At 46.4% G+C, this 26,483-nt stretch carries 24 protein-coding genes; 8 read left to right on the top strand and 16 right to left on the bottom strand.

What is annotated here, in order from left to right; all coding sequences use genetic code 11:
* The first annotated feature begins 39 nt into the window (after positions 1 to 39).
* Together guaD and BCU07_RS15775 are read left to right on the top strand one after the other, a co-directional pair.
* Complete coding sequence (gene guaD / locus BCU07_RS15780; RefSeq protein WP_102428170.1) at positions 40 to 1,374, top strand: guanine deaminase; 1,335 nt, start codon at positions 40 to 42, stop codon at positions 1,372 to 1,374.
* Between the two features lie 287 nt (positions 1,375 to 1,661).
* Complete coding sequence (locus tag BCU07_RS15775) at positions 1,662 to 2,543, top strand: AEC family transporter (RefSeq protein ID WP_102428169.1); 882 nt, start codon at positions 1,662 to 1,664, stop codon at positions 2,541 to 2,543.
* Here the strand turns inward: BCU07_RS15775 and BCU07_RS15770 are convergent.
* From BCU07_RS15770 to puuE, 9 genes are all read right to left on the bottom strand, one after another.
* Positions 2,540 to 3,064, bottom strand: a complete 525-nt coding sequence (locus tag BCU07_RS15770) for a hypothetical protein (protein WP_102428168.1) — start codon at positions 3,062 to 3,064, stop codon at positions 2,540 to 2,542. The two genes, BCU07_RS15775 and BCU07_RS15770, sit on opposite strands and share 4 nt — an antisense overlap.
* 337 nt (positions 3,065 to 3,401) lie before the next feature.
* On the bottom strand, positions 3,402 to 3,803 hold the full coding sequence (locus BCU07_RS15765) for a hypothetical protein (protein ID WP_017067014.1): 402 nt from the start codon (positions 3,801 to 3,803) through the stop codon (positions 3,402 to 3,404).
* A 21-nt stretch (positions 3,804 to 3,824) separates the two neighbouring features.
* Positions 3,825 to 4,064 (bottom strand): hypothetical protein, encoded by a 240-nt coding sequence (locus BCU07_RS15760; protein WP_102428167.1) that lies wholly within the window; start codon positions 4,062 to 4,064, stop codon positions 3,825 to 3,827.
* A 142-nt stretch (positions 4,065 to 4,206) separates the two neighbouring features.
* Positions 4,207 to 4,980, bottom strand: coding sequence for a TIR domain-containing protein (locus BCU07_RS15755; protein ID WP_017061600.1), 774 nt, complete (start codon positions 4,978 to 4,980; stop codon positions 4,207 to 4,209).
* A gap of 264 nt (positions 4,981 to 5,244) precedes the next feature.
* A complete protein-coding gene (locus tag BCU07_RS15750) occupies positions 5,245 to 6,564 on the bottom strand; it encodes a urate hydroxylase PuuD (RefSeq protein ID WP_102428166.1) in 1,320 nt (439 codons plus the stop codon).
* Positions 6,565 to 6,578: 14 nt separating this feature from the next.
* Complete coding sequence (locus BCU07_RS15745) at positions 6,579 to 7,139, bottom strand: ureidoglycolate lyase (protein ID WP_102428165.1); 561 nt, start codon at positions 7,137 to 7,139, stop codon at positions 6,579 to 6,581.
* A 15-nt stretch (positions 7,140 to 7,154) separates the two neighbouring features.
* Positions 7,155 to 8,141, bottom strand: a complete 987-nt coding sequence (alc, locus tag BCU07_RS15740; protein WP_017086623.1) for an allantoicase — start codon at positions 8,139 to 8,141, stop codon at positions 7,155 to 7,157.
* 123 nt (positions 8,142 to 8,264) lie between these two features.
* Positions 8,265 to 8,780: a 2-oxo-4-hydroxy-4-carboxy-5-ureidoimidazoline decarboxylase gene (gene uraD, locus BCU07_RS15735; protein WP_017067791.1), complete on the bottom strand. Its 516-nt coding sequence runs from the start codon at positions 8,778 to 8,780 to the stop codon at positions 8,265 to 8,267.
* Positions 8,781 to 8,802: 22 nt separating this feature from the next.
* A complete protein-coding gene (puuE, locus tag BCU07_RS15730; protein ID WP_102428164.1) occupies positions 8,803 to 9,741 on the bottom strand; it encodes an allantoinase PuuE in 939 nt (312 codons plus the stop codon).
* A 411-nt stretch (positions 9,742 to 10,152) separates the two neighbouring features.
* Between puuE and uraH the strand changes: the two genes are divergently transcribed.
* The 4 genes from uraH (at position 10,153) to BCU07_RS15710 (ending at position 15,571) form a co-directional block, all read left to right on the top strand.
* A complete protein-coding gene (gene uraH / locus BCU07_RS15725) occupies positions 10,153 to 10,506 on the top strand; it encodes a hydroxyisourate hydrolase (protein ID WP_102428163.1) in 354 nt (117 codons plus the stop codon).
* A gap of 510 nt (positions 10,507 to 11,016) precedes the next feature.
* Positions 11,017 to 12,360 carry an NCS2 family permease gene (locus BCU07_RS15720; RefSeq protein WP_102428162.1) on the top strand — a complete coding sequence of 448 codons (1,344 nt, stop codon included), beginning with the start codon at positions 11,017 to 11,019 and terminating at the stop codon, positions 12,358 to 12,360.
* Positions 12,361 to 12,596: 236 nt separating this feature from the next.
* On the top strand, positions 12,597 to 14,048 hold the full coding sequence (locus tag BCU07_RS15715; protein WP_102428161.1) for a nucleobase:cation symporter-2 family protein: 1,452 nt from the start codon (positions 12,597 to 12,599) through the stop codon (positions 14,046 to 14,048).
* Positions 14,049 to 14,209: 161 nt separating this feature from the next.
* On the top strand, positions 14,210 to 15,571 hold the full coding sequence (locus tag BCU07_RS15710; RefSeq protein ID WP_017067339.1) for an 8-oxoguanine deaminase: 1,362 nt from the start codon (positions 14,210 to 14,212) through the stop codon (positions 15,569 to 15,571).
* A gap of 86 nt (positions 15,572 to 15,657) precedes the next feature.
* Here the strand turns inward: BCU07_RS15710 and BCU07_RS15705 are convergent, their stop codons facing one another.
* The 6 genes from BCU07_RS15705 to gcl all read right to left on the bottom strand — a co-directional run bounded on the left by BCU07_RS15705 (position 15,658) and on the right by gcl (position 23,359).
* Entirely contained in the window at positions 15,658 to 17,094 is a 1,437-nt protein-coding gene (locus tag BCU07_RS15705) for an amidohydrolase (protein ID WP_102428160.1), read from the bottom strand.
* Positions 17,095 to 17,397: 303 nt separating this feature from the next.
* Positions 17,398 to 18,006, bottom strand: a complete 609-nt coding sequence (locus BCU07_RS15700) for a TetR/AcrR family transcriptional regulator (RefSeq protein ID WP_017076969.1) — start codon at positions 18,004 to 18,006, stop codon at positions 17,398 to 17,400.
* Between the two features lie 163 nt (positions 18,007 to 18,169).
* The gene (locus BCU07_RS15695) at positions 18,170 to 19,480 is read right to left on the bottom strand and encodes a glycerate kinase (RefSeq protein WP_102428159.1); all 1,311 of its coding nucleotides are present in this window, start codon (positions 19,478 to 19,480) and stop codon (positions 18,170 to 18,172) included.
* Between the two features lie 242 nt (positions 19,481 to 19,722).
* Entirely contained in the window at positions 19,723 to 20,619 is an 897-nt protein-coding gene (locus tag BCU07_RS15690; protein WP_017105663.1) for a 2-hydroxy-3-oxopropionate reductase, read from the bottom strand.
* Between the two features lie 37 nt (positions 20,620 to 20,656).
* Positions 20,657 to 21,433: a hydroxypyruvate isomerase gene (hyi, locus tag BCU07_RS15685; protein WP_017065018.1), complete on the bottom strand. Its 777-nt coding sequence runs from the start codon at positions 21,431 to 21,433 to the stop codon at positions 20,657 to 20,659.
* Between the two features lie 153 nt (positions 21,434 to 21,586).
* Positions 21,587 to 23,359, bottom strand: coding sequence for a glyoxylate carboligase (gene gcl / locus BCU07_RS15680; protein WP_102428158.1), 1,773 nt, complete (start codon positions 23,357 to 23,359; stop codon positions 21,587 to 21,589).
* A gap of 313 nt (positions 23,360 to 23,672) precedes the next feature.
* Between gcl and aceB the strand changes: the two genes are divergently transcribed.
* A complete protein-coding gene (aceB, locus tag BCU07_RS15675) occupies positions 23,673 to 25,298 on the top strand; it encodes a malate synthase A (RefSeq protein WP_102428157.1) in 1,626 nt (541 codons plus the stop codon).
* Between the two features lie 101 nt (positions 25,299 to 25,399).
* Positions 25,400 to 25,840 (top strand): GlcG/HbpS family heme-binding protein, encoded by a 441-nt coding sequence (locus BCU07_RS15670; protein ID WP_004732837.1) that lies wholly within the window; start codon positions 25,400 to 25,402, stop codon positions 25,838 to 25,840.
* A 99-nt stretch (positions 25,841 to 25,939) separates the two neighbouring features.
* Here BCU07_RS15670 and BCU07_RS15665 read toward each other — a convergent pair whose 3' ends face one another.
* Entirely contained in the window at positions 25,940 to 26,422 is a 483-nt protein-coding gene (locus tag BCU07_RS15665) for a MarR family winged helix-turn-helix transcriptional regulator (protein WP_017061583.1), read from the bottom strand.
* Positions 26,423 to 26,483: the final 61 nt, after the last annotated feature.

Raw genomic sequence — 26,483 nt, 5'->3', positions numbered from 1 at the left:
TGGCCATAACGTCGCTGAAGTCATTAAAAGGAAGTAAACATGACAACGCAACGCAAAGCTTATCGCGCCAGTATTTTACACAGCGTCGCCGACCCAAAAGACGTCGGCATCGATGAGTCTTACGACTATTTTGAAGACGGTGTTTTAGTGGTTGAGAACGGCCATGTCGTCGACTTGGGCCATGTCGACGAGGTATTGGCTCGCCAACCTAAAACACTCGAAGTCAAAGAATACAAAGACAAGCTGATCACCTCTGGCTTTATTGATACGCACATCCACTACCCTCAAACAGGGATGATCGCGTCTTACGGTGAGCAACTTCTTGATTGGTTAGAGAACTACACCTTCCCAGAAGAAAAGCGCTTCAAAAACCCAGTCTACGCACACAAAGTGGCGAAGCTATTCCTAGACGAACTAGCAAGCAACGGCACAACCACGGCACTCGTGTTCGGCACGGTACACAAAGAGTCGGTTAACGTTTTCTTTGAAGAAGCTGAGAAGCGCAACCTACGTATGATTGCGGGTAAGGTTTTGATGGATCGCAATGCGCCTGATTACCTCACCGACACGCCAGAATCTGGCTACACCGACTCCAAAGAACTGATTGAGAAATGGCACAACCGCAGCCGTTTGCTTTATGCCGTGACACCTCGTTTCGCGCCAACCAGTACACCAGAACAATTGGCTACCGTTGGTAAATTGCTAGAAGAGTACCCAGATGTGTATATGCACACGCACCTTTCTGAAAACGAGAAAGAGATTGAATGGGTAAAAGAACTGTTCCCAGAGCGCGACAGCTATTTGGATGTGTATGACCACTATGGCCTACTGCACAAACGTTCGGTTTTCGCCCATGGCATTCACTTGTCTGATTGCGAATGTAAGCGCCTAGCCGACACGGAATCTGCCATTGCTTTCTGCCCGACCTCTAACCTGTTCTTAGGCTCAGGTTTATTCCGATTACCAGAAATGGAAGAGCACGGCATTCGTGTTGGTATGGGGACTGATGTCGGCGCAGGCACTAGCTTCTCAATCCTACAAACCATGAGTGAAGCCTATAAGATCATGCAGCTTCAACATAAGAAATTGCACCCAGCTAAGTCGCTATTCTTAGCCACATTAGGTGGTGCACGTTCACTGCATTTAGAAGACAAGATTGGCAACTTGGAAGTAGGAAAAGAAGCCGATTTCGTGGTGTTGGACTTACACGCCACACAATTGATGCGCTTTAGAATGGAACAAGCGACCAAGCTTGAAGAGAAGCTATTTGTATTGATGAGCCTGGGTGACGACAGAACCGTCAGCGAGACTTACATCTACGGCGAGAAAGCCTACGATGTGAATTTCAAAGATTATCAAAAGCTCGTTAGCTAGACTGAAAACCGAGTAACAATCGCTAGACAGCGACAGCCGTCGTTAATTAAAAATCCGTCCAGATTTATCTAGCCTTGAAAGACCAGTTGCTGATGCCACTGGTCTTTTTTGTGCTTCATTCAAAGAAATATAAATTAACCGCTCACAGACAACGATCTTCGGTGACGCCAAGTCATTATATTGATAGGTTAATGTTTATACATTTCGACTTCATACTTCACTTTAGCGTCTCTCTAAAACATTCGTTTCTCAGCTAAATGGAAGCACTAAATCTAGAAAGGAATTCTATGTTCGAACAGGTCGTCAGCATTCTGTTTCCCGTTTTTGCTTTAGCCAGTGCTGGCTTTGCGGTCGGTCGTTGGCTCAAGCCCGATTTCAAACCGATCAATCGCATCAACATGGATGTGTGTATTCCTGCGCTAGTGTTTGCCTCGCTGACCACCATGCCTCTCGACACCGAACAACTGCCACTCATCACCGCTTCTTTGGTCGCGGTGTTGGTGCCCGCTTTATTGATGATACCAATCTGTAAGATCTTTAAGCTCAACTTCAAAGCTTGGGCGCCGCCACACATGTTCCGCAACAGTGGCAACCTCGCGATTCCTCTGTTCACGTATACCTTTGGTGAGAGCGCATTAGCCCCTGCAGTACTGCTGTTTGTGGTGTCGGCTTGCGTGCACATTAGTGTTGGCTTGGCGCTGTTGAGTGAAGGTAATCCGATCAAACAGATCCTCAAGATGCCGATATTCTTAGCCGCAGCATTAGCGATGACGCTCAACCTGTCTGGAATTGCAGTATGGAATCCAATCTACGAAGCAACATCGCTACTCGGCCAAGCAGCCGTGTCCATCATGCTGTTGTCGTTGGGTTCGCAAATGGTGAACTTGAAGCTAAGCGGACTCAAAGTTGGCTTGCTGTGTACGGCTCAATCGCTATTCACAGGAGCCATCGCCTTTGCCATCATCTATTTCTTTATCCCGCTGCCTACGCTGCATCTTCAGATGATGGTGCTGTTCACCATGCTGCCACCCGCCGTGATGAACTACCTGTTCGCAGAAAGGTTCAATGTCGAGCCGCCTAAAGTCGCGTCTATGGTGTTGTTCGGCAACTTCCTAAGTGTGGTTACCTTGCCTATTTTACTGTCGTTCGCGCTGTCTATGTCGAGTTAATTGTTTACGCACTTATCCAGTTTAAGCTCTGCCGTCACTTTAGTAAGGCGCAGAGCAATAGCGAAACAGACTAAGTAAGGACTCACATACCAGAAGAGGCTTTCTAATGGCTGCTTCACCTGCGCTTCTCTGGTTTTTATGTATTGGTTTTTCTGCATCTCATACTGACTCAGCATACCATCCACCCACACGGCATCACTTTCCACCAGCGATACGTTAGGCGCAGGAACCGTAAAATCCGATGCGTTGGGTAACAAGGTGAAATCGACATCTTTGAACGTGATCGCCGTATTCAAATACCACAAACACGCTTCATGGTGCTGAGCGTGATTATCTAAAGATGGTTGACCGGTGCAGGTATCACTTCTCAGCTTATCCAAAGAAAACTGCTGAACCGATTCTAAAATCGCCACCGCTCTGGTTTGTTCTGTTTCAACCCAATCACCCGCTACTTTCGCACGAATCTCAGACACTGCACCCAGCATCCCGATACCCGCTAGAAACGGCCATAAATAATCCATGAGCTTCCACTTTCGTCGGCTCAAGTTGAACCCACACCAAATCGGAAGATGAAAAAGGAGCGTTAGCCCAAGCGATAGCAAAACGAAATTCAAAGAGCTAGAGAGCATGAGTTCGCTATCAAAGAAGTTCTTCATAATGAGAGACTTGCCTGTATAACAAAGAGAAATTTGATACTAGGTTCGATATTTGAAAAGAGTGTAAGAGGAAAGTAAAAACAGCATTAAGAATTGGCGTTAGTGCTGTTTATTTGAGCGTATAGCTACCGATGGCAAGGCTCAACCACTCATTACTCAGCGAATGCTCAGTTGTTCACGATAGACAAGATGCTAAAGGTTCTCACGCGCCAGACTTGAGATAAATACCGACTTCTCTTAGCTGTGCTTTAATGTCTAGCATTTGGACGTGAGACAATATTAATTGGATCAAATTAAATACTGCCACCGCAAACATCAAACCCGCGACGTAGCCAGACCATGCTTGGTGAGTAACTTGATACAGAGTATTGAACGAAAGAACGAAGAAGATGAGACTGGAAAAACCAATAGCATATTCATTACAGTTGTAGACGTATGAATTCGTCGCGTAGTCGTATTTAATTTTTACCTTTCCACCAGCTCTGCCTAGCTTAAGGTTAAGGACATTTCCGCTCACTTCATATTCCAACCCGTTAATCGAAGCAATATTCTGAACTTTCTCAAGCATGTCTTTTTTGTCCGTATTATTTTGAATACTATCCATGGCCACACTCTATTCCGTCGCCTAAAAACTATTGAACACACCAATTGCTAACAGAAACAATACGATGCTAATCGCCCCGACATAAGAAATTCTGGTTCGCTCTTTTTCAGTTGGAATCAATGGGGGAAAGCGCCCTAGTGTGAATACTTTACAGACTATCCAGCCAGCTCCGTAACCAATGAACTCAATCAAGATCGACTGAAACAGATACCTAAAGAATGAGCTCAATGCCCTAAAATACGCGACTATCAAGTCTTCCATTTTTTGTCCTAAGTAAAGTCAATTTGGACTAAAAATGCCATGGGTAGAGATTCATATCAAATTTATTTACTATGCCTATAACGGTAAAATCCCCTTCAAAGCGGTTATATTGGGTGTTTTATACGATGACTTAACTAAAACATCATGACGCTAAATCTGAACCCAATAACAAATCAATCCCTGCTTCATTGATTGAGTACTGATACACGCCGTTCCCCCAACTATCATGCTCGATGGTTTTTTCAATATAACCAAGACGTTCCAATTTAATTGCAGCCAAACTGATTAAACTATCTGACTCGTGAACATCATTACAAATTTGAAAAAAATCCAAGCCATCAGGGCGAGATGTGTGTGATGAAAGAACAACCGATAAGAACTTTAGATCTACTGTAGAAATAGGATAATTTTTAGAGTTAACTTCCAACACCGTGTTAGCTTTCAAAGATTCTCTATTCAATAAACCTAACCTTTTAACTTCAGCCTTAACTAATGAGCAAGCTCTATTTGTTGCAGAAACAAGATCACCATCACTTCGATTAGCTTCATAATCTGCTGGCATTAAGCCAAGAAGATCTGTGGGTAAGTGCATTTCTTGATTTCGAGGTTTAATAAAAAATGTACGCTCTTTCCCGATAGCTCCTACAAATAACCCCATCTCAAAAAGCACATTATCTCGCACGACATGTTGCTCTCGGCTTCTTATCATAGCAATGTCATCTGGAGCAAAAATAAACAACGCGAAATCAACAGAAGATGACTTTGCAACCAAGTCATCAACACTAGTGGAAGAAAGCTTAAAAGTTCCATTTTTCCAAATAGTAACCTCAAACTCATGATCTAGATTGACATTAATAGCTTCTGCCACATCCAAACTTTCTACTGAAGACGCTATAAATATTCTTGGTTTTCTCATTGAAAACACACCTTAAAAAAGCAATTAACTGCATATAATATAGCTTGGCATATTATTACTCAAACACTGAAAACACTCTAAGTGACATATATACACATATGCCATTAACTAAATAGTATTTCTGCATTACCTTTGTCCAAAAACAAAAAGCCCCGGTTATAGGAACCGGGGAAACAGGGTGGGATGAGTTTGGTGCGTGCCCGAAACCAAACTCTCCCCAAGCCTCACCTAAGACTCATGCTCTTAGGTAAAGGATTCACATCATTATTGAAGCGTAGCGCCTTGCTCTACCCAAGTGCCGATGAGTGCACGTTCTGCATCGGTCATTTGAGTCATGTTGCCGAGCGGCATCACCTTGGTTGTTACGGTTTGAGCAACAATCCTTGGGACGTTGGCTTTGATCTCTTCTGGCGTATCAAACATCACACCACCTGGCGCAGCAGCAAAAGCGGCGTGGCTCGGGGTTGATGAGTGACACACAGAACAGCGCTCTTGAATGACTTTGTTGATGGTTTCAAAGCTTACACCTGCGCTAGCCGTTTGCATTGCGTGGTCTGCAGGAACAGCTTGAGAACTGGCCGTCGTTGAAGCGGTGGCGTTCGAAGCAGCCTCTTCTGTCGCTGATTCAGTCGCGCTGACTTGCACTTCTTGAACCACTGGTGCTTGCACAACCGGAGTCATCTGTTTTTTCGCGTAAGGTGAGGTAACAAACGCAAGCGTGATCATACCCAATGCTGCTACTGGTATTGTCCATGCAAACTTCTGACTGCCATGACGGGTGTTGAAGTAGTGACGCACCAAGATACTGAAGATCGCTAAACCAGCAAGGATCAACCAGTTGTATTCCGAGCCGTAAGTGCTTGGGAAGTGGTTACTGATCATGATGAACAGCACTGGCAGGGTCATGTAGTTGTTGTGACGAGAACGCAGTAGACCTTTCGCTGGCAATGCAGGATCCGGTTCGCGCTTCTCTTCAATCGCTTTCACCAAGTTGCGCTGTGCAGGCATGATAACGCGGAATACGTTACCCACCATAATGGTACCAATAATCGCCCCTACGTGGATGTAAGCACCACGGCCACTGAACACTTGAGTTAGGCCATATGTTGCAGCGACTAGTAGTACAAACAGCACAACGCCAAGCAACACGGGGGTTTTACCTAATGGCGAGTCACACAGTAAGTCGTAGATAAACCAACCGGCAACGAATGAACCAATACCAATCGCGATTGCCGTTGTTGAATCAAGGCCAGAGCCTGGTGCAATCAGGTAGATTTCAGCGTTGAGGTAGTAAACCACACCCAGTAAACACACACCGGTGATCCACGTGAAATAAGCTTCCCATTTGAACCAGTGCAGGTGCTCTGGCATCTCTGGTGGCGCAAGTTTGTACTTCTCTAGGTGATAAATACCACCACCGTGAATCGCCCATAAGTCGCCTGAAAGGCCCGTTTTTGGGTTTACTCGGTTAAGGTTGTTCTCTAACCAAACAAAGTAAAATGATGCGCCTATCCACGCAACACCAACAATCATGTGAGCCCAGCGTATTGCTAAATTCAACCATTCTGTAATATGCGGATCCATAATAAACTCCTGTATCACAACGCTTTAGCTAAGCGTTGCTCTTCCTTATTGTCGTCCGTTGGCAAGTCGTCCAAATGCAATGCCACTCGGTCGCTGTCGAAATAAACTTCATCACAGTTGTGCCCTTCGCCGCCTCTATCGACGATCAAGAACTGGTCTTGATCAGTAAGCGCGAGAACTGGGTGATGCCACACCCCTTTGTGATAGTTCACTCCTTGACGGCCGTTGCTCAAGAAAGCTCGGCTCTTGGCTAATGTTGGATCATCGCCTTTTGGCGCAACAACAATTAAATAGGGTTGACCAAGTAATGGAATGAATGCCTGAGAGCCAAGTGGATGACGCTCTAACATTTTGATGGTCAGTGGGTAGCTCAACGGTGTGGCTTGGAAGATGCTAATGATCGCTTCTCCGTCTTGGTCTTGCACATCCGTTGTCGCTAGCTTGTGGTAGCGACGTGTTGATCCACTGTTGATCATGAAGAAATCACTATTATCGGACTCGATAACATCGCCAAACTCTGCAAAAGCCTGCTTGGTTAACGGTTCGATGGATAAACGACGTATTCCATTACTCATATCTGATTTCCTTACCTATTTCGCCTTCGTACCAAATAGACGCAAACGGCTGATACCACCATCTGGGAATATGTTTGCACGTACGTGGGTAATCGCACCAAGGTCGTTTACCTCAGAAATGAATTCGTGAATCTCGTGCGCTTGCAGCTTTTGTGCAGGCAACAGTTCACGCCAGAATAGGCTTTGTGTTTCTACTTGGTCGTCGGTACCACCTTTCACGTAAGCGGCTTGAATTGAGCAGCTGTCTGGGTAGTTACCTTTGAAATGAGCCGTATCAACAACGATACGTTCGATGTTACCTGGATGACCTAGTGCCACTATAACCCAGTCATTACCCGGTGTACGACGACGTGCTGTTTCCCAGCCATCACCCATGTTTTCACCGCGGCCAGGACCTAAGATGTTGGCTTTGTTGCCGTAGTGCTCATCGCTACATGCCAATGCTCGACCACCGTGTTCAACCGATGCTAGGTCGACCTGTTGCTGAGAATCAATTGCTTCCCAATCCACACTTGGTCGGCCATAAACACGTAAGCGCGCTACACCGCCATCTGGGTAGATGTTCAAACGTAGATGAGTAAATACTTGGTCGCTTTCAATCGCTTCAAGATGATGATGATCACCTTGTAGTGCCATTGAAGGCAGAATTTCTTGCCACTCTGTTGCGTCTGTTGGCTCACCTTGTGGTGAATAACACGCGTCAATTGATGCCGAAGGTGGGAAGTTACCTGTGAAGAATGAGGTATCAATATCAACGCCAGCAATAGTGCCAGCTAGGCCAAGGCGAACGACACAGTAGTCGTAACCTTCGCCGCGTTTGCGTCTGCTTTCCCAGCCGTCCATCCACTTGCCGTTATCGTCGTATAAGTCGTCTTTCCACTCTGGCGCTGCATGGCTGAGTAGACGGCTTTTATCCGCGAAAAAATCGTCTGTTGCGAAGATAGCTTCTGCGCCGAGTTTTTCGTCTGCAAGGTTTATGTATTGTTCAAATGTTTGGGTCATGTCCGTGTAATCCTATCCAATTAATCAAGTAATAATAAAATGAGAACTTAGTGGCTTATTCGCTTATAAAGCGTGCTCTTAGCGCACTAAGACTGGGCTGAGATAGCTGTTAACTCCGTTAACTTACATATCCCAGAGACGAAACATCGCGATCTTGTTGATCTCTTGAATCGCCGTAGCAAACTCAGTTTCACTATCATTTCCTAATCGCATCTCGAACGACTCAAGAATTTGGTAACGATTGGCTCCCTTCACCGCCATGATAAAAGGGAAATTGAAGCGACTTTTGTAGCTGTTGTTGTAAGAAGTGAATTTTTCAAATTCTTCGGCGTTGCACTGGTCGATGCCCGCCCCCGCTTGTTCTTTGGTCGACGACTCGGTGAGTTCGCCGTTTACTGCTGCTCGACCGGCTAAATCCGGGTGAGCGTTGATCAAAGCCAACTGTTTGCCTTGGTCTGCACTTAACAAGGTCGATGCCATTTTCAGGTGAAGATTCTCGATATGGTCATCTTCGGCATTCAAACCTTGGTCATACACCACTTCCGCAACCCATGGGCTGTGCTCGTAAACATCAGCGAAGTGAGCTACAAAGGTATCGCGGTCCATGGTTGTTGGTTGGCATGATCGAAATTCAGTCACGTTAAGCCTCCTTGCTTCACTGTTACTTTTGCTGTTGATGATTAGCGTTATTTGGTTGATATGGATGATGTTGGTGCCAGTGGTTGGCGATATCGATTCGACGACATAACCACACGCTGTCGTGCTGTTTTACGTAATCTAAGAAACGTCTTAATGCAGCAATACGACCGGGGCGACCAATCAGACGACAATGCAGCCCAACCGACATCATTTTCGGTGCGGTTTCGCCTTCCATATAAAGGGTGTCAAACGTGTCTTTCAGATATTGGAACAACTGCTCACCAGAGTTAAAGCCTTGCGCCGTTGAAAAACGCATGTCGTTCACATCGAGTGTATAAGGGATCACTAGCTGAGGATGACCAGTCTCGGTGTGCCAATAAGGCAGGTCATCATCATAGGCATCTGAGTCGTAAAGAAAGCCGCCTTCTTCTGCGACTAAGCGACGCGTATTTGGACCTGTTCGACCTGTGTACCAACCTTGTGGGCGTTGACCCGTCACTTGTTGGATGATCTCGATCGCTTTGGTCATATGGTCGCGCTCTTCAGATTCATCAATGTATTGATAGTCTATCCAGCGGTAACCGTGGCTACAGATTTCGTGACCCGCTTCGACCATGGCTTTGGCAACGTCTGGGTGACGCTCAATCGCCATTGCAACCGCAAAGACGGTCAGTGGGATTTCATATTCATCGAACAAGCGAAGAACACGCCATACACCCGCACGGCTACCATATTCATAGATGGACTCCATGCTCATGTGACGTTCGCCTTTGATCGGCTGTGCTGACGGGATCTCTGAAAGAAAGGCTTCAGATTCGTCATCTCCATGTAACAAACAACGCTCACCGCCCTCTTCATAGTTCAATACAAAAGAAACCGCGACGCGCGCATTACCTGGCCATTGAGGGTTTGGAGGGTTAGCTCCGTAACCGATCAAATTTCTTGAATAATCCTTATTCATCCAAGTACTCCTAACATAAGTGGTTGGCTTAGCCGCTCTTTAAGTGAGTCACCAAATGATTCAACCAAATGGATTCTCGATAAACAGAGCAACCTTACCCCTGTACATTTATTGTATACAATTATTTATCTCAATGTAAAGATTTTGTTATTCAAGTTAAATTTACGCACTATTACCAATTAAAAACAACAACTTAATAAAACAAAAACTCACCAAAAAACGATAATCAAGATCTATAAAGTCAGAAAAAACGACACAATAGTTAACATTTTCCCAACAATTAGCTTTACTAATTGTGTACAGTTCGTACATAGTTAGTGATAACAAAGTGACCAGTTGCATTCTTTGCAAGGTCGAAATAGACAGATAAACCACGGAACAGAGGAGCGCCAAAAGCGCTATTAAAGGACTATGGGAAGATTAACAACACACGTATTAGACACGACTCACGGCTTACCGGGTGCAGAGATCAAGGTAGAGCTTTATAAGGTCAATGAAGACTCAACAGAAAAGTTGGCGACGGTAATCACTAACTCCGATGGCCGAACCGATGCGCCAATTCTGGCAGGGAATGATTTCCGACCGGGGAAATATCAATTGGTGTTTTACGTAGCCGATTACTACAGAAGTAAAGGCGTGGAATTGGATAGCGTGCCTTTCCTAGACGATGTGGTTATTCGTTTCGGCTTAGATGACCCAGAAGCGCATTATCACGTTCCTCTTCTCGTCTCCCCTTACAGTTTCTCAACCTATCGGGGCAGTTAGTCTCGTGACCTAGAACTTCTAACTAGGCTCTATCACCCAATAATAAACAGATTCATGCGTGCATTTAAAAAGATGCGCGCTCAGTAGGGTCTGTTGACCTTTCGAGCTGATTTTTGCAGCGCTTTGTGGAAAATTTCTACAAGGCAGAGGCTTTGATGTGTAGCTAGCCTACATGAGAAGCCGATAACGCAGTAGAAATGAACCACAAAGGCTGCCCGAAGGGTTCGGCTAGAATCGTTTTATGCTTTGTTAAGAAGTATTTACTTAGAGTGGCTAGGCTACATACTCCTTGCCGCGCCTAAAACGATTCTATCTCGAACAAAATTTAACCGCGAAAGGTCAACAGACCCTCAACACGCTCACATAAAAATACTAACAACGTTAACAGTTAAAAAATGAGCCACGAAAAGCTTATTCATAACGAGTTAGAGCTAGGAAAAACCTTAAAACTTAATATTGAAATCTCGCTGTATTCAATAAATGGATCACAACATAAAAGGACTTGCAGACATGAGTGAGAGTAAAACAGAAATACTCAACCAAGATGCGAACAACGGAATTTTAGAGAAACTCTTTAAGATTAAGGCACACGGAAGCAGCGTAAAAAATGAGTTAGTCGGCGGTGTCACCACCTTCGCAACCATGGCTTATATCATCTTCGTTAACCCACAAATCATGGCCGCTTCAGGTATGGATGCAGGGGCTGTATTTGTCGCTACCTGTATTGGTGCCGCGATTGGTTGTTTGTTAATGGGCTTATTCGCGAACTGGCCTGTCGGCCTTGCACCGGGCATGGGCTTGAACGCCTTCTTCTCTTTCACGGTTGTGAGCGAAATGGGTTACAGCTGGGAGGTGGCACTGGGTGCGGTGTTTATCTCCGGTATCTTGTTTGTCGGGATGAGTTTTTACAAAGTCCGCCAATGGATCATCGAGAGTATTCCAGAGAGCTTGCGCTATTCAATGACTGCAGGTGTTGGTTTGTTCTTAGGTCTAATTGGCTTAAAAACAGCGGGTATCGTCGTCGAAAACCCAGCAACTTTGGTTTCATTGGGTGACTTCACCAAACCAGAAGCTCTACTTGCTGCGATTGCATTCTTGATCATTGCGGTTCTGAGTGAACGTAAAGTGTTTGGTGCGGTACTTATCGGTATTTTGAGTGTCACTCTGGTCGGCATGATGCTTGGCTTAGTTCACTACGATGGCTTCTTCGCTGCACCACCAAGCTTAGCGCCTACGTTCCTAAAAATGGACATTATGGGCGCTCTCGATGTTTCAATGATCAGCGTTATCTTGGCTTTCCTTTTTGTAAACATGTTCGATACCGCGGGTACCTTGATGGGCGTAGCTGAGCGTGCAAACCTGACCAACCCTGAAACGGGCAAGATTGAAGGCCTAAGCAAAGCACTGAAAGCCGACAGTATTTCAAGCGTGGCAGGTGCGTGTGTAGGCTGTCCGCCAGTAACCAGTTATGTAGAGAGTGCAGCCGGTGTTGCAGCAGGCGCACGTACAGGTCTTTCAGCAATCGTGGTTGGTGTGTTGTTCTTAGCGGCAATTTTCCTATCACCGCTTGCAGGCATGATCCCCGCTTACGCAACGTCTGGTGCTCTTATTTACGTCGCATTCGTGATGATGAGCAGCATGCAGCACGTCGATTGGAAAGACTTCACTAACGGTGCTCCAGCCGCGATTACCGCACTAATGATGCCACTGACCTTCTCTATCGCGAACGGTATCGCATTGGGTTTCATTACCTACACAGTGCTTAAGTTGGCGACAGGTAAAACCAAAGATGTGTCTATCTCGATGTACTTCCTAGCGGCTATCTTCATCGCCAAGCTAGTGTTCATCGGTTAACCCTAAAGCTCCTGAGCAGTCATTTCTTGATTGCTCACAACGTTGCTTGGCTGGTTCGCAAGCCAAGCAACAACATGATTTTTAAGAAAGCTAATTGCATTGATGACGAGAGAGCAGAAACCCTACCGATTCAGTGCACTTTTTTATGACCCTACGCAGTTTGTAGAAGTCATTATTTGACCGCCAATCGCCTGGAAACGGAAACGGAAACGGAAACGCAGGCAGAGGAATATCAAATGAAACTTCTGTACACCCTAAATGAAAGACCGCCTCACGGCTTAACCTTCCTACTCGCATTGCAACACATGCTCGCCTCGATTGGTGGCATTGTTGCTGTACCCCTTATTGTTGGTGCTTCTATCGGCCTACCTAACACAGAGATCGTCTCACTGATCAATGCTGCATTACTAGCGTCAGGTATTGTAACCGTCGCTCAATGTCTCGGCTTTGGCCCTGTTGGCATTCGACTGCCCGTGGTTATGGGTTCGAGCTTTGCCTTTTTAGGTGTCGCTATCTCAATCGGTAACGAAGGTGGCGTCGCCGCTATCATGGGCTCTGCACTTATCGGCTCGTTTGTGGTAATTGGTGCCAGCTTCTACATGGACAAGGTTAGGAAGCTGTTCCCAACCGTGGTAAGTGGTGTTGTGGTTACCCTAATCGGCTTAACCATTTTACCGGTTGCCATGAATTGGGTCGGAGACTCCCCTGCCAATACGGAACAATTCGCTACACTACCAAAGCTGTTTCTAGCACTGGTCTCTTTGGGGATTGTGGTTGGCGTATCTGTTTACTGTAAAGGCGCGGTTGCCGCTTCGGCCATCGTGATTGGTTTAGCGGGCGGCTATATTGTGGCGCTATCTCTCGGCATGGTCGACCTTGAGCAAATCAGCTCTGCGGCTTGGGTCGGTGGTCCTGAACCTTTCAAGTATGGCTTTACCTTTTCTGCGAGTGCCATCATCAGTATGAGTTTGGTGTACATCGTGGTTATCGCCGAAGCAACGGGTGACTTCATGGCACTAGGCAACAACTGCCAAACCCAAGTCAGTGGTAAAGATCTAAAACGTGGACTGCTAGGCGATGGCCTTGGTAGTACCTTATCTTCGATTTTAACGGCAATGCCATTGGCGTCATTCAGTCAAAACGTCGGTATTGTGGGTATCACAGGTGTAGCAAGTCGTTATGTAGTGGCTGCAACCGGTGGTTTGCTAATTTTAGGCGGTTTATTCCCGAAATTAGCCGCTATTGCCGTCACGATTCCGAAACCTGTTTTGGGTGGTGTGGGCTTTGTGATGTTCGGGATGATTGCTTACGCGGGTATCCGCATGTTGATCAAGGCCGCAGACACCAAGCGAAATGCCTTAGTAATCTGTGTAGGTTTAGCGTCTGGCTTAGCCGTCACCTTCGAACCAAGATTGCTTCAACATTTGCCACACGATTTGGCCAATTTCCTTCACTCTGGCATTACGACTGGCACCATCATGACGGTTGTTCTTAACCTTGTGTTGCCGAAATCTTCACGCGCAGAAGAACAAGAAGCGTTAGCCGAAAGCCAAGCGCAAGTTGAGCTAGAAATGAAAGAACAAGCAGAAGAAGAACTACACTCAAACGAGCAATTAGAAATTCAACAAGCAACAACAGAAACTGAAGTTCAAACGGCATCAGATAACCCTGAGCCAAAAACGAACTAGATAAATCGCTAACGAGCGTAAAACCGATTTCCGTAGAATCACGGGCGTAACGATAACAGTGAATGTCTCATCGCCCTTGATTTGAATTTATCTTTCAACAACAAATACCAAATAAAGACCCTCTTCCCTGAAAAGGCTGAGATGGCTAAGGACTACTATGAATGGAAACCATCTGGATTAAGAATCCTCTCGCAATCTACACTGGCTCGCAGGCTGATGCAGAAGGCGGAATCGTCATAAAAGGTAATAAAATCATTGAACTGGTTGGCAAACACAAAGAGCCGACCTTACCCGTAGATTACAGCGTCGACGCCTCTCGTCATGTTGTGACTCCTGGGCTTATCAATGCGCACCACCACTTCTATCAAACCCTAACGCGAGCCTACCCCGGCGCACTGAATAAAGAACTCTTCCATTGGCTACAAAGCCTCTACCCAGTTTGGGCCAACCTCGATTCGGAGATGATGAGCCTCGCAACAGAGCTTGCTCTGGTTGAGCTGATGATGTCGGGCTGTACCACTGCTTCCGATCACCATTACTTGCTACCAGACGGGCTTGAGCACGCTATTGATTTGCAAGTCGAGGCCGCAGAGAAACTGGGCGTTAGAGCGATATTTACCCGAGGTTCCATGAGCCTTGGGGAAGATGAAGGTGGGCTACCTCCACGACACACCATTCAAACCGAACAAACCATTATAGATGACAGCCAACGCTTGATTCGCGATTACCACCAGCGTGATGAAGGCGCGATGATTCAAATCGCACTCGCGCCTTGTTCGCCGTTCTCAGTCACTACCGACCTGATGAAAGAGACCGCCAAGATCAGTGAGCGTGAAAACGTCATGATGCACACGCACCTATGCGAAACGCTCGATGAAGAAGACTTCTGTATAGAGAAGTTTGGCTTGCGCCCAGTTGATTACCTAGAAGATGTGGGTTGGCTGAACGAGCGCACTTGGCTCGCTCATGGTATTCACTTCAATCCAGAAGAGATCAAACGTTTGGGTAAAGCAGGCATTGGTATCAGTCACTGCCCAACTTCCAATATGATGTTGGCTTCCGGTATTTGTAAAAACAACGATCTAGAAGCAGCAGGCGTAAAAGTCGGGCTAGGTGTGGATGGTTCGGCCTCAAACGACGGCTCTAATATGATTGCCGAAGTGCGCATGGCGATGTATCTACAGCGCCTGCAATATGGCTCTGCAAATGTTTCACACTTTGATGCATTGCGCTGGGCAACATCCGGCTCTGCAGCAGCAATGGGCAGAACCGACATTGGTACGCTAGAGGTCGGCAAACAAGCCGACATCGCGATGTTCAAACTTGATGACATTCGCTTCTCTGGCAGCCACGATCCACTTGCAGCACTACTACTCTGCGGCGCTCAACAAGCAGATAAAGTGATGGTTGCAGGTAAGTGGCGAGTGAACGATGGCGCTGTGATTGGCGTAGACATGGAACAACTAATGCACCGCCACCATGCAGCTGCAATGAAGCTAGGTAAACTGGCGATGAATAATTAAATACTCTCTAACTAGAAAAGCGAAAAAAGGCCGACGTGATGTCGGCCTTGTTCATTCAGTTCGATTTTTAGAAACCGATTTACATCTTAATCCATCAAGCTCTTCGACTTAATCGCCTTCTTAGAAAGCTCTTTGGCAAACGCTTTGATGTCAGTTTCAAACTCATCGACGCTTTGGCGGATTTCGTCCAGTTGAACCGTCTGCATCACTCGGTTTTCCATTACGATTTGGCCGTTAACGATGGTCGTGTCGATATTGCTTGGGTTCGCTTGGTAAACCAAAGTCGCGTATGGGTCGTAATTAGGCATCATGTTCGCCGATTGTGTCTCTACAATCACGACATCCGCCTTCTTACCCACTTCAAGAGAACCAATTTGATCTTCCATGTGTAGGGCTTTTGCACCACCTAATGTTGCCATTTCAATGACTTGTTCAGGAATCATGATAGTGCGGTCAGAATGCTTTAAGCGCTGCATATTAGCTGCGTAACTTAGGGTGCGCATGATATCGACTTGATTGGAGCTCATTGGGCCGTCTGTTCCTAAGCCAATGCGCATGTCGGCACGATACATCTCCCAAGCAGGTGCAATGCCTGTCGCGCCTTTGGCATTCGCCATTGGGTTGTATGAGATACCCACGTCAGCTTGCTTGAGAAGCTTTTGGTCATTTTCTGAAAGGTGGATGCCGTGAGCAATCACTACACGCTCATCAAGCACACCGATTTCATCCATGTATTCAACTGGCGATGTCGCTTTGGTTTCGTCTTTGATGCGCTTTTCTTCATTCGGGAATTCAGCAACGTGAATCAGCACCGGCACATCGTATTGAGCAGACAGCTTGTTGATTTCTTGCAGCTTATCTTTACTCACGGTGTACACCGCGTGTGGTGCATAAGCAGGTGTGATTAACTCGTCGTTTTTGTACTGCTCAATAAAGCCTTTGGCATACTCAATCCCACCGTAAGGTTCTTTAGCATCGACCACCGGGAACTTAATCACGGTTTCGCCGAGCACGGCGCGTAAGCCGACTTCTTTGGTCGCTTTTGCCATTTCATCCATGTGGTAATACATATCGGCATAAGTGGTTACACCGCTCTGTGCCAATTCGATAGAACCAAGCTTGGTTGCGTTGTAAATCAGTTCACGGCTTAGCTTTTCGGCTTCTAGAGGGAAGAAGTAAGCGAACAAGCGGTTCGAGATGCCCTCTTCCCCTAAGCCACGAAACGCAATCATCGGTAAATGGTTGTGTGCATTCACCATACCCGGCATAACTATCCCGTCTTGGGCGTCAATCACCTTTTCAGCGCGATATTGAGTGATCAAATCCTCGTTACCAACTGCGATAATCTGGTCGTCTTTCACCACTACCACACCATCTTCAATCACATCCATTTCAGAGTTGATGGTGAGAACCTGTCCGTTGGTGATGATCAGATCAGCGTTGTATGTTTGCGTCGCGACCGTTGAACCGCAACCTGCCAGTAGAACTGCGCTGATGGTGCATGCCAAACTTTTAAGCGTCATTGCTAAACCTTAATGTTGTGCGTGTAATATTGTTAGCGGCTTCATCTATAAGTTTCCAGCTTTTCGCTTTTCGCTTTTCGCTTTTCGCTTTTCGCTTTTCGCTTTTCAGAAGAGTAAGTGCCGCCAATTTTCGCGATACTATAACCTGTCATTTAAATAAAATGGCATACCTAATCGAACCGAATTCAAGATAAATGAGTTATTGCACAACAAGTCACAAAAGTAGCTTTGCACATATGCTCACTCACATGCACAAACAAAAAAGGCCTGCAATCGCAGACCAAAAAAAACATTCAAATAACGTTAGCTTTTCACACCACATCCTTTAATCACTAGCTGGGTGATAAATTCAGCGGCATCTTCATAGTCTTTGTCATCGAGCTTATCTTTCTGCATCACGCTGCAAATCTGCCAGCCAAAATCGGCGTAAGTTTGAGTCGCCGCCCAAATGGTAAACATTAAATGATGTGCAGGAACATCGTCCATTAGACCTTGTGCCGACCAAGTTGAGAACTTATCGAGGATCATCTGGGATTGCTTATACAGTTCGTCACCAATCTCTTTCGGCAATACTTTAGCGCCAGACATCACTTCGTTAGCAAATACCTTAGAGGCGTGCGGATGATCGCGAGAAATGATCAGCTTGGTTTGAATATATTGAGACAAGGCTTCAACAGGATCGCTGAGCTCTTCAATCGGACGAGACGCTTCAAGTAATGGTTGAGTGACGGTTTCAAGCACAGCATTGTAGAGCTTATCTTTAGAGCTGAAATAGTAGAAGACGTTGGGTTTGGGAATGTCGGCCGCTTTCGCGATATCGGCCATTTTTGTTGCGGCATAACCATGAGTAGCGAATTGTTCACACGCGACCTCAATGATTAAATCTTGATTCTTTTGTCTGATCCTAGACATATTGCATCCTTTACAGCTCGTTACTAAAATCATAGTAATCAACGTGCTTCATTAGTCCAGAAGATAATCTCAGAACTCAAGGTCACCGCATTGATAACAATAAAATGGCCGCTCTATTTGTTAAGAAACGACCATTCCATACCATGTTTTTGAACTGTTCAAGTTAAAGAATCAATATTGCTCTGAAGTCATTCACATTGGTCAGCGTTGGTCCCGTGGTAAGAAGCACATCGACTTGCTTGAAAAAGTCGTAGCTATTGTTGGCATCGAGGTAGTCTTGCGCTTTAAGCGACAGGCTCGAACCTTGTTGCCATGTTTGAGGGGTTATCCATGCGCCCGCATTGTCTTCAACACCATCAATCCCGTCGGTATCGGCAGCTAATGCAAATATGTTGTCTTGTCCCTTAAGCTCGTTATACAAGCTCAACAAGAACTCACAGTTACGCCCACCGCGACCATTGCCTTTAACGGTTACCGTGGTTTCACCGCCGGAAAGTATCACGCAAGGCGTCTCAAATGGGTGCTTGTTATTAGCGACTTGTTTGGCTAGCGCAGCATGCACCTTAGCGACATCTCGCGCTTCTCCCTCTATGCAATCACTCAACACATAAGCGGGAATACCCAAGCCTTCAGCTTCTGCAGCAGCGGATTCCAATGCCGACATTGGTGTCGCGATAATATGGTGCTCCGCGTTCTTCCAACATACGTCATCTGGTTTCACCGTCTCTGACTCTGGATTATTTAGCCATTCAAATGCCGAGCATGGTGTTTCTATTTGGTAACGTTCTAAAATTGCCATCGCATCAAAACGCGTGGTGGTGTCGGGTACAGTTGGGCCCGATGCAATCACACTAATGTCATCGCCCGGCACATCAGAAATCGCCAGTGACACAACCCTTGCAGGATACGCCGCTTTGGCGAGTCGACCGCCTTTTATCGAAGATAGATGTTTGCGAACACAATTCATCTCATCAATGGCGGCGCCTGATTTAAGCAGCGCCTTATTGATTTGTTGCTTCTCTGCCAAGCTGATGTCGCCACCGGGCAGACTTAGCAAAGCGGAACCGCCACCCGACAGTAGGCAAATAACCGTGTCGTCAGCGCTCAAGCCACTCACCAATTGCAGCATACGTTGGCTCACTTCTAAGCCCATCGCATCTGGCACGGGGTGCGCTGCTTCAATCACCTCAATGTGTTCGCAAGGTGCGGTGTGTTCGTAGCGGGTCACGACTAAGCCTTCAAGATCACGCAGTGCGAGATCTTGTTGTTTCTTTGCCTGCCAAACCGCTTCAAGCTCTACGGCCATCGACGCGGCTGCTTTTCCTGCTCCTATCACCACAGTACGCCCGGCTTGATTAGCAGAGCGATAAAAAATGTCTTTAGGAAGAAAAGGTTCGATGTGATTTTTAGGTAGCGCCTGATTAACAGCACTTGAGAAAAGGGTTTGTAGAAACTGCTTAGCATCAATATCCATCAGCCACTCCTTAGTTGACGGAGAAAAAAAGAACCCCGATACAAAGCCAAAGGGTGCCTGCTAAGATCAAGTTGGAAAGGAACAACTTCAACCTCGGCCTCGTATCAGGAACGCGTATAAAAGGAGACGAAACTACGCGATTTATAAACAAACTATTGAGCTACGAATCGATAGCAGCCCTAATTAATTAACGGATAATCGGTTGATTGATTAACCACTAAACGGACAAACCGTTATCTAGATTAACGAATCGAGTGGTCAGAACGTTTCTCAATCGCTTGGATAAGCGCAGAATGGTCCCAACCTTCACCGCCCATTTCGGCACACTCGCCAAACAACTCCTGAGCATTAGCCGTATTCGGCAGTGCGACACCCAACTCTTGTGCGCCCGTTAGCGCCAGATTCAAGTCTTTCTGGTGAAGTGAGATTCTAAAGCCAGGGTCAAAGGTGCCTTCAACCATGCGCTCGCCGTGTACTTCCAAGATCTTAGAGTTAGCAAAGCCGCCCAATAAAGCCTGACGTACGCGTGCTGGATCGGCACCGGCTTTTGAAGCAAAAACTAACGCTTCAGACACGGCTTCGATATTCAGAGCAACAATGATCTGGTTCGCCACCTTACAGGTTTGACCCGCACCGTTGTCGCCCACCAGCGTAATATTCTTACCCATGATTTCAAATAGCGGACGTGCTTTGTCAAAGGCGTCTTGCTCACCGCCCACCATGATAGTCAGCGCTGCATTAATAGCGCCTACTTCGCCACCTGATACCGGTGCATCAAGGTATGAAGCACCACCTTCATTGATTCGCGCTGCAATTGCTTTGGTGGCGATAGGCGAGATGGAGCTCATATCGATAACCAGTTTTCCAGCAGCGCCACCGGCGGTAAGGCCTTGCTCGACGCCATTGTCACCAAACAGGACGTCTTCTACTTGAGGGGTATTCGGCACCATTAAGATAATGATATCTGCTGCTTCAGCCGCTTCCGCGGGTGAATGACAGACCGTTGCGCCCGCTGCCACAAGATCAGCAGGTGCTGCATTAAAGTGATCAGACAGAATCAAATCGTGACCTGCTTTTTGAAGGTTACTCGCCATAGGTTTACCCATGATGCCAGTTCCGATAAATGCAATTTTAGACATGTTGTTCTCCTTAACGTTTGAGGGTTACCAGACGCAATTAACGGTACTGGTGCAGCCAACCAAGGCCTTCTGTCGTTGTCGTTTTAGGTTTATATTCGCAGCCCACCCAGCCTTGATAACCAAGCTCATCAAGATAGTTGAGCACGAATGGGTAGTTGATTTCGCCAGTACCCGGTTCGTGTCGGCCTGGGTTATCCGCCAGTTGCACGTGTGCAATTTGACCAATGTTCTGTTGCATGGTCGGCGTAAGATCGCCTTCCATAATTTGCATATGATAAATATCGTATTGGATAGAAAGGTTATCGCTCCCTACCTCTTTGATGATCGCTTTAGCTTGCTCTGTGGTATTCAAGAAGAAGCCCGGAATATCGCGGGTATTGATCGCTTCTATCACTAAGCTGATGCCTTCTGCTGCTAGCGCGTTCGCCGCGTAATGCAGGTTAATCACAAACGCTGATTGCGCGTCTTGTTGGGTCACACCTTGTGGAACAATCCCGGCCAAGCAATTCACTTGAGCACAGCCGAGCGATTTTGCGTAAGCGATGGCTTTAGGTACACCCGCTTGAAACTCTTCAACTCTTGCTGGGTCTACCGCGATACCGCGGTCGCCAGCGTCCCAATCACCCGCAGGCAAGTTAAATAGCACTTGCTCTAGGTTGTTAGCCTCGAGCTTTTGTTTAATCTCATCCGCATCAAAGGCATATGGGAAAAGGTATTCGACACCTTGAAAGCCCGCTTCTGCGGCAGCTTCAAAGCGATCCATAAAATCAACTTCCGTGAATAACATTGACAAGTTTGCTGCAAATTTTGCCATGACTCTGTCCTTATTCTTTATTTGGTGAAACTATGACTGTTTAGTGAAGCAACGGTTATTTGATGGAGCTACGGTTGCTTAGTAAGGCTCCGATTTCTTGGAGACTTTCCGTAGAGCTAAACCTCAGCTCTACGTATACACATGACTTAATGATTACTTGTACGCTAACGCTGTTGGGGCATCGCCGCGGCTTTCGGCAAGTGGCTCAAATTCGTTGATGGCATTGATCTCTACGCCCATCGCAATGTTGGTTACTCGCTCAAGAATCAGCTCAACGACCACTGGCACCTTGTGCTTGTTCATCAGCTCTTTGGCTTGCTCAAACGCTGCCGCAATTTGCTCTGGTTCACGAACTCGAATTGCCTTACAACCTAGGCCTTCAACAACGGCAACATGGTCAACACCGTAGCCTTCAAGCTCTGGTGCATTCTGGTTATCGAACGCCAGTTGTACACAATAGTCGATATCAAATTGGCGCTGTGCTTGGCGAATCAAACCTAGATACGAGTTGTTCACCAACACATGAATGTATGGCAGATTGAATTGCGCGCCGACGGCCAGTTCTTCAATCATGAATTGGAAATCATAGTCACCAGAGATAGCGACAATGTCGCGATTTGGATCGGCCGCTCGTACACCCAATGCGGCTGGTGTTGTCCAACCCAATGGGCCAGCTTGACCACAGTTGATCCAATTACGCGGCTTATAAACATGTAGGAACTGAGCGGCAGCAATTTGCGACAAACCAATGGTGCTCACATAACAAGTGTCACGACCAAATGCCTTGTTCATCTCTTCATAAACACGCATCGGTTTCATTGGCGCTTCATCGAAATTGGTTTTACGCAGCATGGTCGACTTGCGTTCCTGACACTCACTTGCCCATGCATTTCGGTTCAGCAGTTTGCCAGCGTCACGCCACTCTTGTGCCACTTCAACCATTAGCTCTAGCGCTGCCTTGGCATCAGAGACTATGCCTAAATCTGGGCAGAACACGCGGCCGATTTGGGTTGGTTCAATATCAACGTGAACAAACTTTCGGCCTTCAGTGTAAACATCGACAGAGCCGGTATGACGGTTTGCCCATCGGTTACCGACACCAAACACAAAGTCAGAGTTGAGCATGGTTTCGTTGCCGTAACGGTGAGACGTTTGTAGCCCTACCATGCCTGCCATTAATTCATGATCATCTGGGATCGAGCCCCAACCCATCAAGGTTGGAATCACAGGAACTCCAGTGATCTCGGCAAACTGTTGCAACAATTCAGACGCACCAGCATTAATCACGCCACCGCCCGATACAATCAGCGGTTTCTCCGATTGAGACATCATGGTTAATGCTTTCTCAACCTGCGCGCGAGTTGCTTGCGGTTTGTAAGGTTCTAGCGGTTCATAGGTATCGATATCAAACTCAATCTCAGCCAGCTGAACATCAATCGGTAGATCTATCAGGATTGGCCCCGGGCGACCCGAACGCATCAAATGAAAGGCTTTTTGAAATGCGCGTGGCACTTGTGCAGGTTCCAGCACCGTGGTTGCCCATTTAGTGACTGGTTTAGCGATAGATTCAATATCGACCGCTTGGAAATCTTCTTTATGAAGACGAGCACGGGGCGCTTGGCCTGTGATACATAGAATTGGAATCGAATCAGCAGACGCAGAATAAAGACCCGTGATCATGTCCGTTCCCGCAGGACCAGAAGTACCAATACACACACCTATATTGCCTTGATTGGTACGTGTGTACCCTTCAGCCATATGGGATGCACCCTCTACGTGACGAGCTAAGACGTGGTCGATTCCTCCGAGCTTTTTCATAGCCGCATACATAGGGTTTATTGCTGCGCCGGGAACACCAAATGCGATGTCTACACCTTCACGTTTAAGCACTTCTACCGCTGCTTCAATCGCTTTCATAATTGCCATTCGAACCTCCAGTTCAGATTGTATACAATTAAACTAACTTTTGTGTACTATGAACCATCCTCGCTATTTATCAACCCCAAAATGAAACAATTTTGTTACATCAACCCATCACATTAAGTACGCACTCATCCTGAAAAGCTTACAATTCATTGCTTTACATAAAATATCTTTACGTAAAAATAAATTACAAAAAGACCAAATGATAAATAAATGTTAAATACCGTTTGCTTGTTTACAATTTCTACAATATAAATATCCTTAAAAAGAGCATTTTGTATACAAAGTTACATCGTATTGTTCAAAGGAGACAACAATGATGAATGACGTAAAAGAGAGAGAAGAAGTACAGTGTATGCAGGTACTCGGGAATATGGACAACTCCGAGTACAAAGAGATCTTGTCTAAAGATGCATTAAAGTTCTTAGAAGCCCTTGTTAATAAGTTTGGAGATCGCCGTCATACCCTGCTAAATGACCGCGACATAAAACAAGCTCAATATGACGAGGGTGAGCTACCCAATTTCAGAAAAGACACCATTTCCATTCGTCAGAATAAAGAGTGGAAAGTGGCAACACCTCCAACAGAGCTACTCGATCGCCGCGTAGAGATCACCGGCCCTATCGAAAGAAAGATGGTGATCAACGCGCTAAACTCAGGCGCGAAAGTCTTCATGTGTTGCTTTGAGGATGCGTCTTCCCCGACTTGGGCCAATATGGTCGAAGGGCAAATCAACCTAAGAGATGCCAACCTTGGAACCATTAGTTACTTCGATGAGAAAAAGCAGAAGAGTTACCAGTTAAACAACGATCCTGCACTGCTGATTGCCCGCCCACGAGGCATTCACTTGCCAGAGCAGTCCATTCAATTCAACAATCAGCCTATCGGCGGTTGCTTGATGGACTTCGCTTTGTACTTTTTCCATAACTATCAGTCACGTGCAAAACAAGGCTTAGGTGTTTACTACTACATTCCCAAGCTTGAGAGCATGGAAGAAGCACAGTGGTGGGACGATATTTTCAGCTTCACCGAAAACTATTTCCACGTACCCAAAGGCACTATTCGTGCGACCGTGTTGATTGAAACTCTGCCAGCCGTATTCCAAATGGAAGAGATCTTATACGCCATGCGTGATCATATCGTAGCGATGAACTGTGGCCGTTGGGATTACATCTTCAGCTACATCAAAACGCTGAAAAACCATAAAGACCGCATCTTGCCAGACCGCCACGGGATCGGCATGGATCAAGAATTCCTCAACGCCTATAGCCAACTGTTGGTGCGCACTTGTCACGCTCGTGGCGCATTAGCAATGGGTGGGATGTCAGCCTTTATTCCAGCAAAAGACCCGCAAGAAATGGCACGTGTAACCGCCAAGGTTATCGAAGATAAACAAAGAGAATCTCAGAACGGACATGATGGCACATGGGTCGCACACCCTGCACTGGTTGATTTGGCAATGTCGATCTTTGATAAGCACTTAGATGGCAAAGTAAACCAAATGGATTTCCAAAGCCCAGAGCATGTGATCAATGCAGACTCGTTGCTAAAGCCTTGTGAGGGCAGTCGCGACGAAGTAGGAGTACGTAAGAATATACGCATCGCGCTGTATTACATCGAAGCTTGGATTCAAGGCTACGGTTGTGTGCCTATCTACGGACTAATGGAAGATGCCGCCACCGCTGAGATCTCGAGAGCCAATATCTGGCAATGGATCCAACACGGGGTAACACTCGATGATGGCCAAACCTTTACCAAATCACTATTCCACTCTTGGCTTTACCAAGAGCTAGACACAATAAAACATGAAGTCGGAGACTCGCGCTATGCAGCAGGTCGATTTGAAGAAACAGCCGAGCTTTTCTATCAACTTTCTACAGCCGATGAGTTCGCTGCCTTCCTAACTTTACCCAGCTATGGGCTGTTACAAGAGTCCAGTTAGGACTCTTGTACCGAGCTGAATCAGTCGATGATATTCATAACAAGAGTAATGATTGGCTGACTTAGCTTGGTACACGGCCCCTTGAAAAACTAGGAGATAACATGGGAAGTTTGACTCTACAACAAGCGTTAACCATTATTGATGGTACCTTACAAGCAGGAAACAAGATCCACACAGAACCTTTGACGGTCGCCGTTTTAGACAGCGGTGGCAAACTGATTTCTCTGCAACGTCAAGACGGCTCTAGCATGATGCGACCAGACATCGCGATTGCTAAAGCGTGGGGGGCACTCGCATTGGGTTGTTCCTCTAGAAAACTCGCCCAAGATGCTGACAACCGACCAGCATTTATCTCCGCCGTAAACGTGCTCGCACACGGAAACATGGTGCCAGTTCCTGGGGGGCTACTGATTCGAGACAAGGATAAAACGGTATTGGGTGCTATCGGCGTGAGCGGTGACATTTCAGACATTGATGAAAGCTGCGCCATTAATGGTATTGGCTGCGCAGAACTGTTCAGTGATGAGATGCTGCAAGCTTAACTCGCTAACTCTCTGTACTTGAAATTCTTAGACAGGAACAAAAAAACCGAAGCGATTAGGCTTCGGTTTTTTATTGAATCTAAAGGAAGATCAGAAAAACTACTCGTACGCGCTCAACCATGTTTTCAGAAGTTGGTTGGTGTTCTTCTTCTGACTCGCAGACAATGATTTAACCAGTTTTTTCTGCATTTCGACATGTTCAGTCATCATTTGGTCAATCAGAATAAGACCATCTTTAGTTAACTGGACACTCACGCTGCGTCTGTCTTCTTTGCTGTGTTCACGACTGATCAGCCCTTTGGCTTCTAGCTTATCAAGGCGATTGGTCATCGCGCCAGATGTCAGCATCATGGATCCAATCAGTTCAGATGGCGTCAGTCGGTAAGGCTTCCCAGAACGTCGCAACGTCGCCAGCACATCAAACTCACCCAGCTTCATGTCGTATTTTTTATGAAGCTCGGCAACTTGCGTCTCCATATACTTGGCAATACGCATAATCCGACCCATCATTGCCATAGGCTCAGTATCTAGTTCGGGCTTTTCCTTTGCCCATTGCTCTACTACGCGGTCGATAGCATCCATTTGCAATCTCGCTCCGTTGTTAGTCTGATTACTTCAAACTAGTTTAACATAAAGATACTTT

The sequence above is a fragment of the Vibrio sp. 10N.261.54.E10 genome (assembly GCF_002877735.2).
Taxonomy (GTDB): domain Bacteria; phylum Pseudomonadota; class Gammaproteobacteria; order Enterobacterales; family Vibrionaceae; genus Vibrio; species Vibrio crassostreae_C.
The sequence above is the reverse complement of the archived record's forward strand: the minus strand, read 5'-3'. Positions and strand labels throughout refer to the sequence as shown.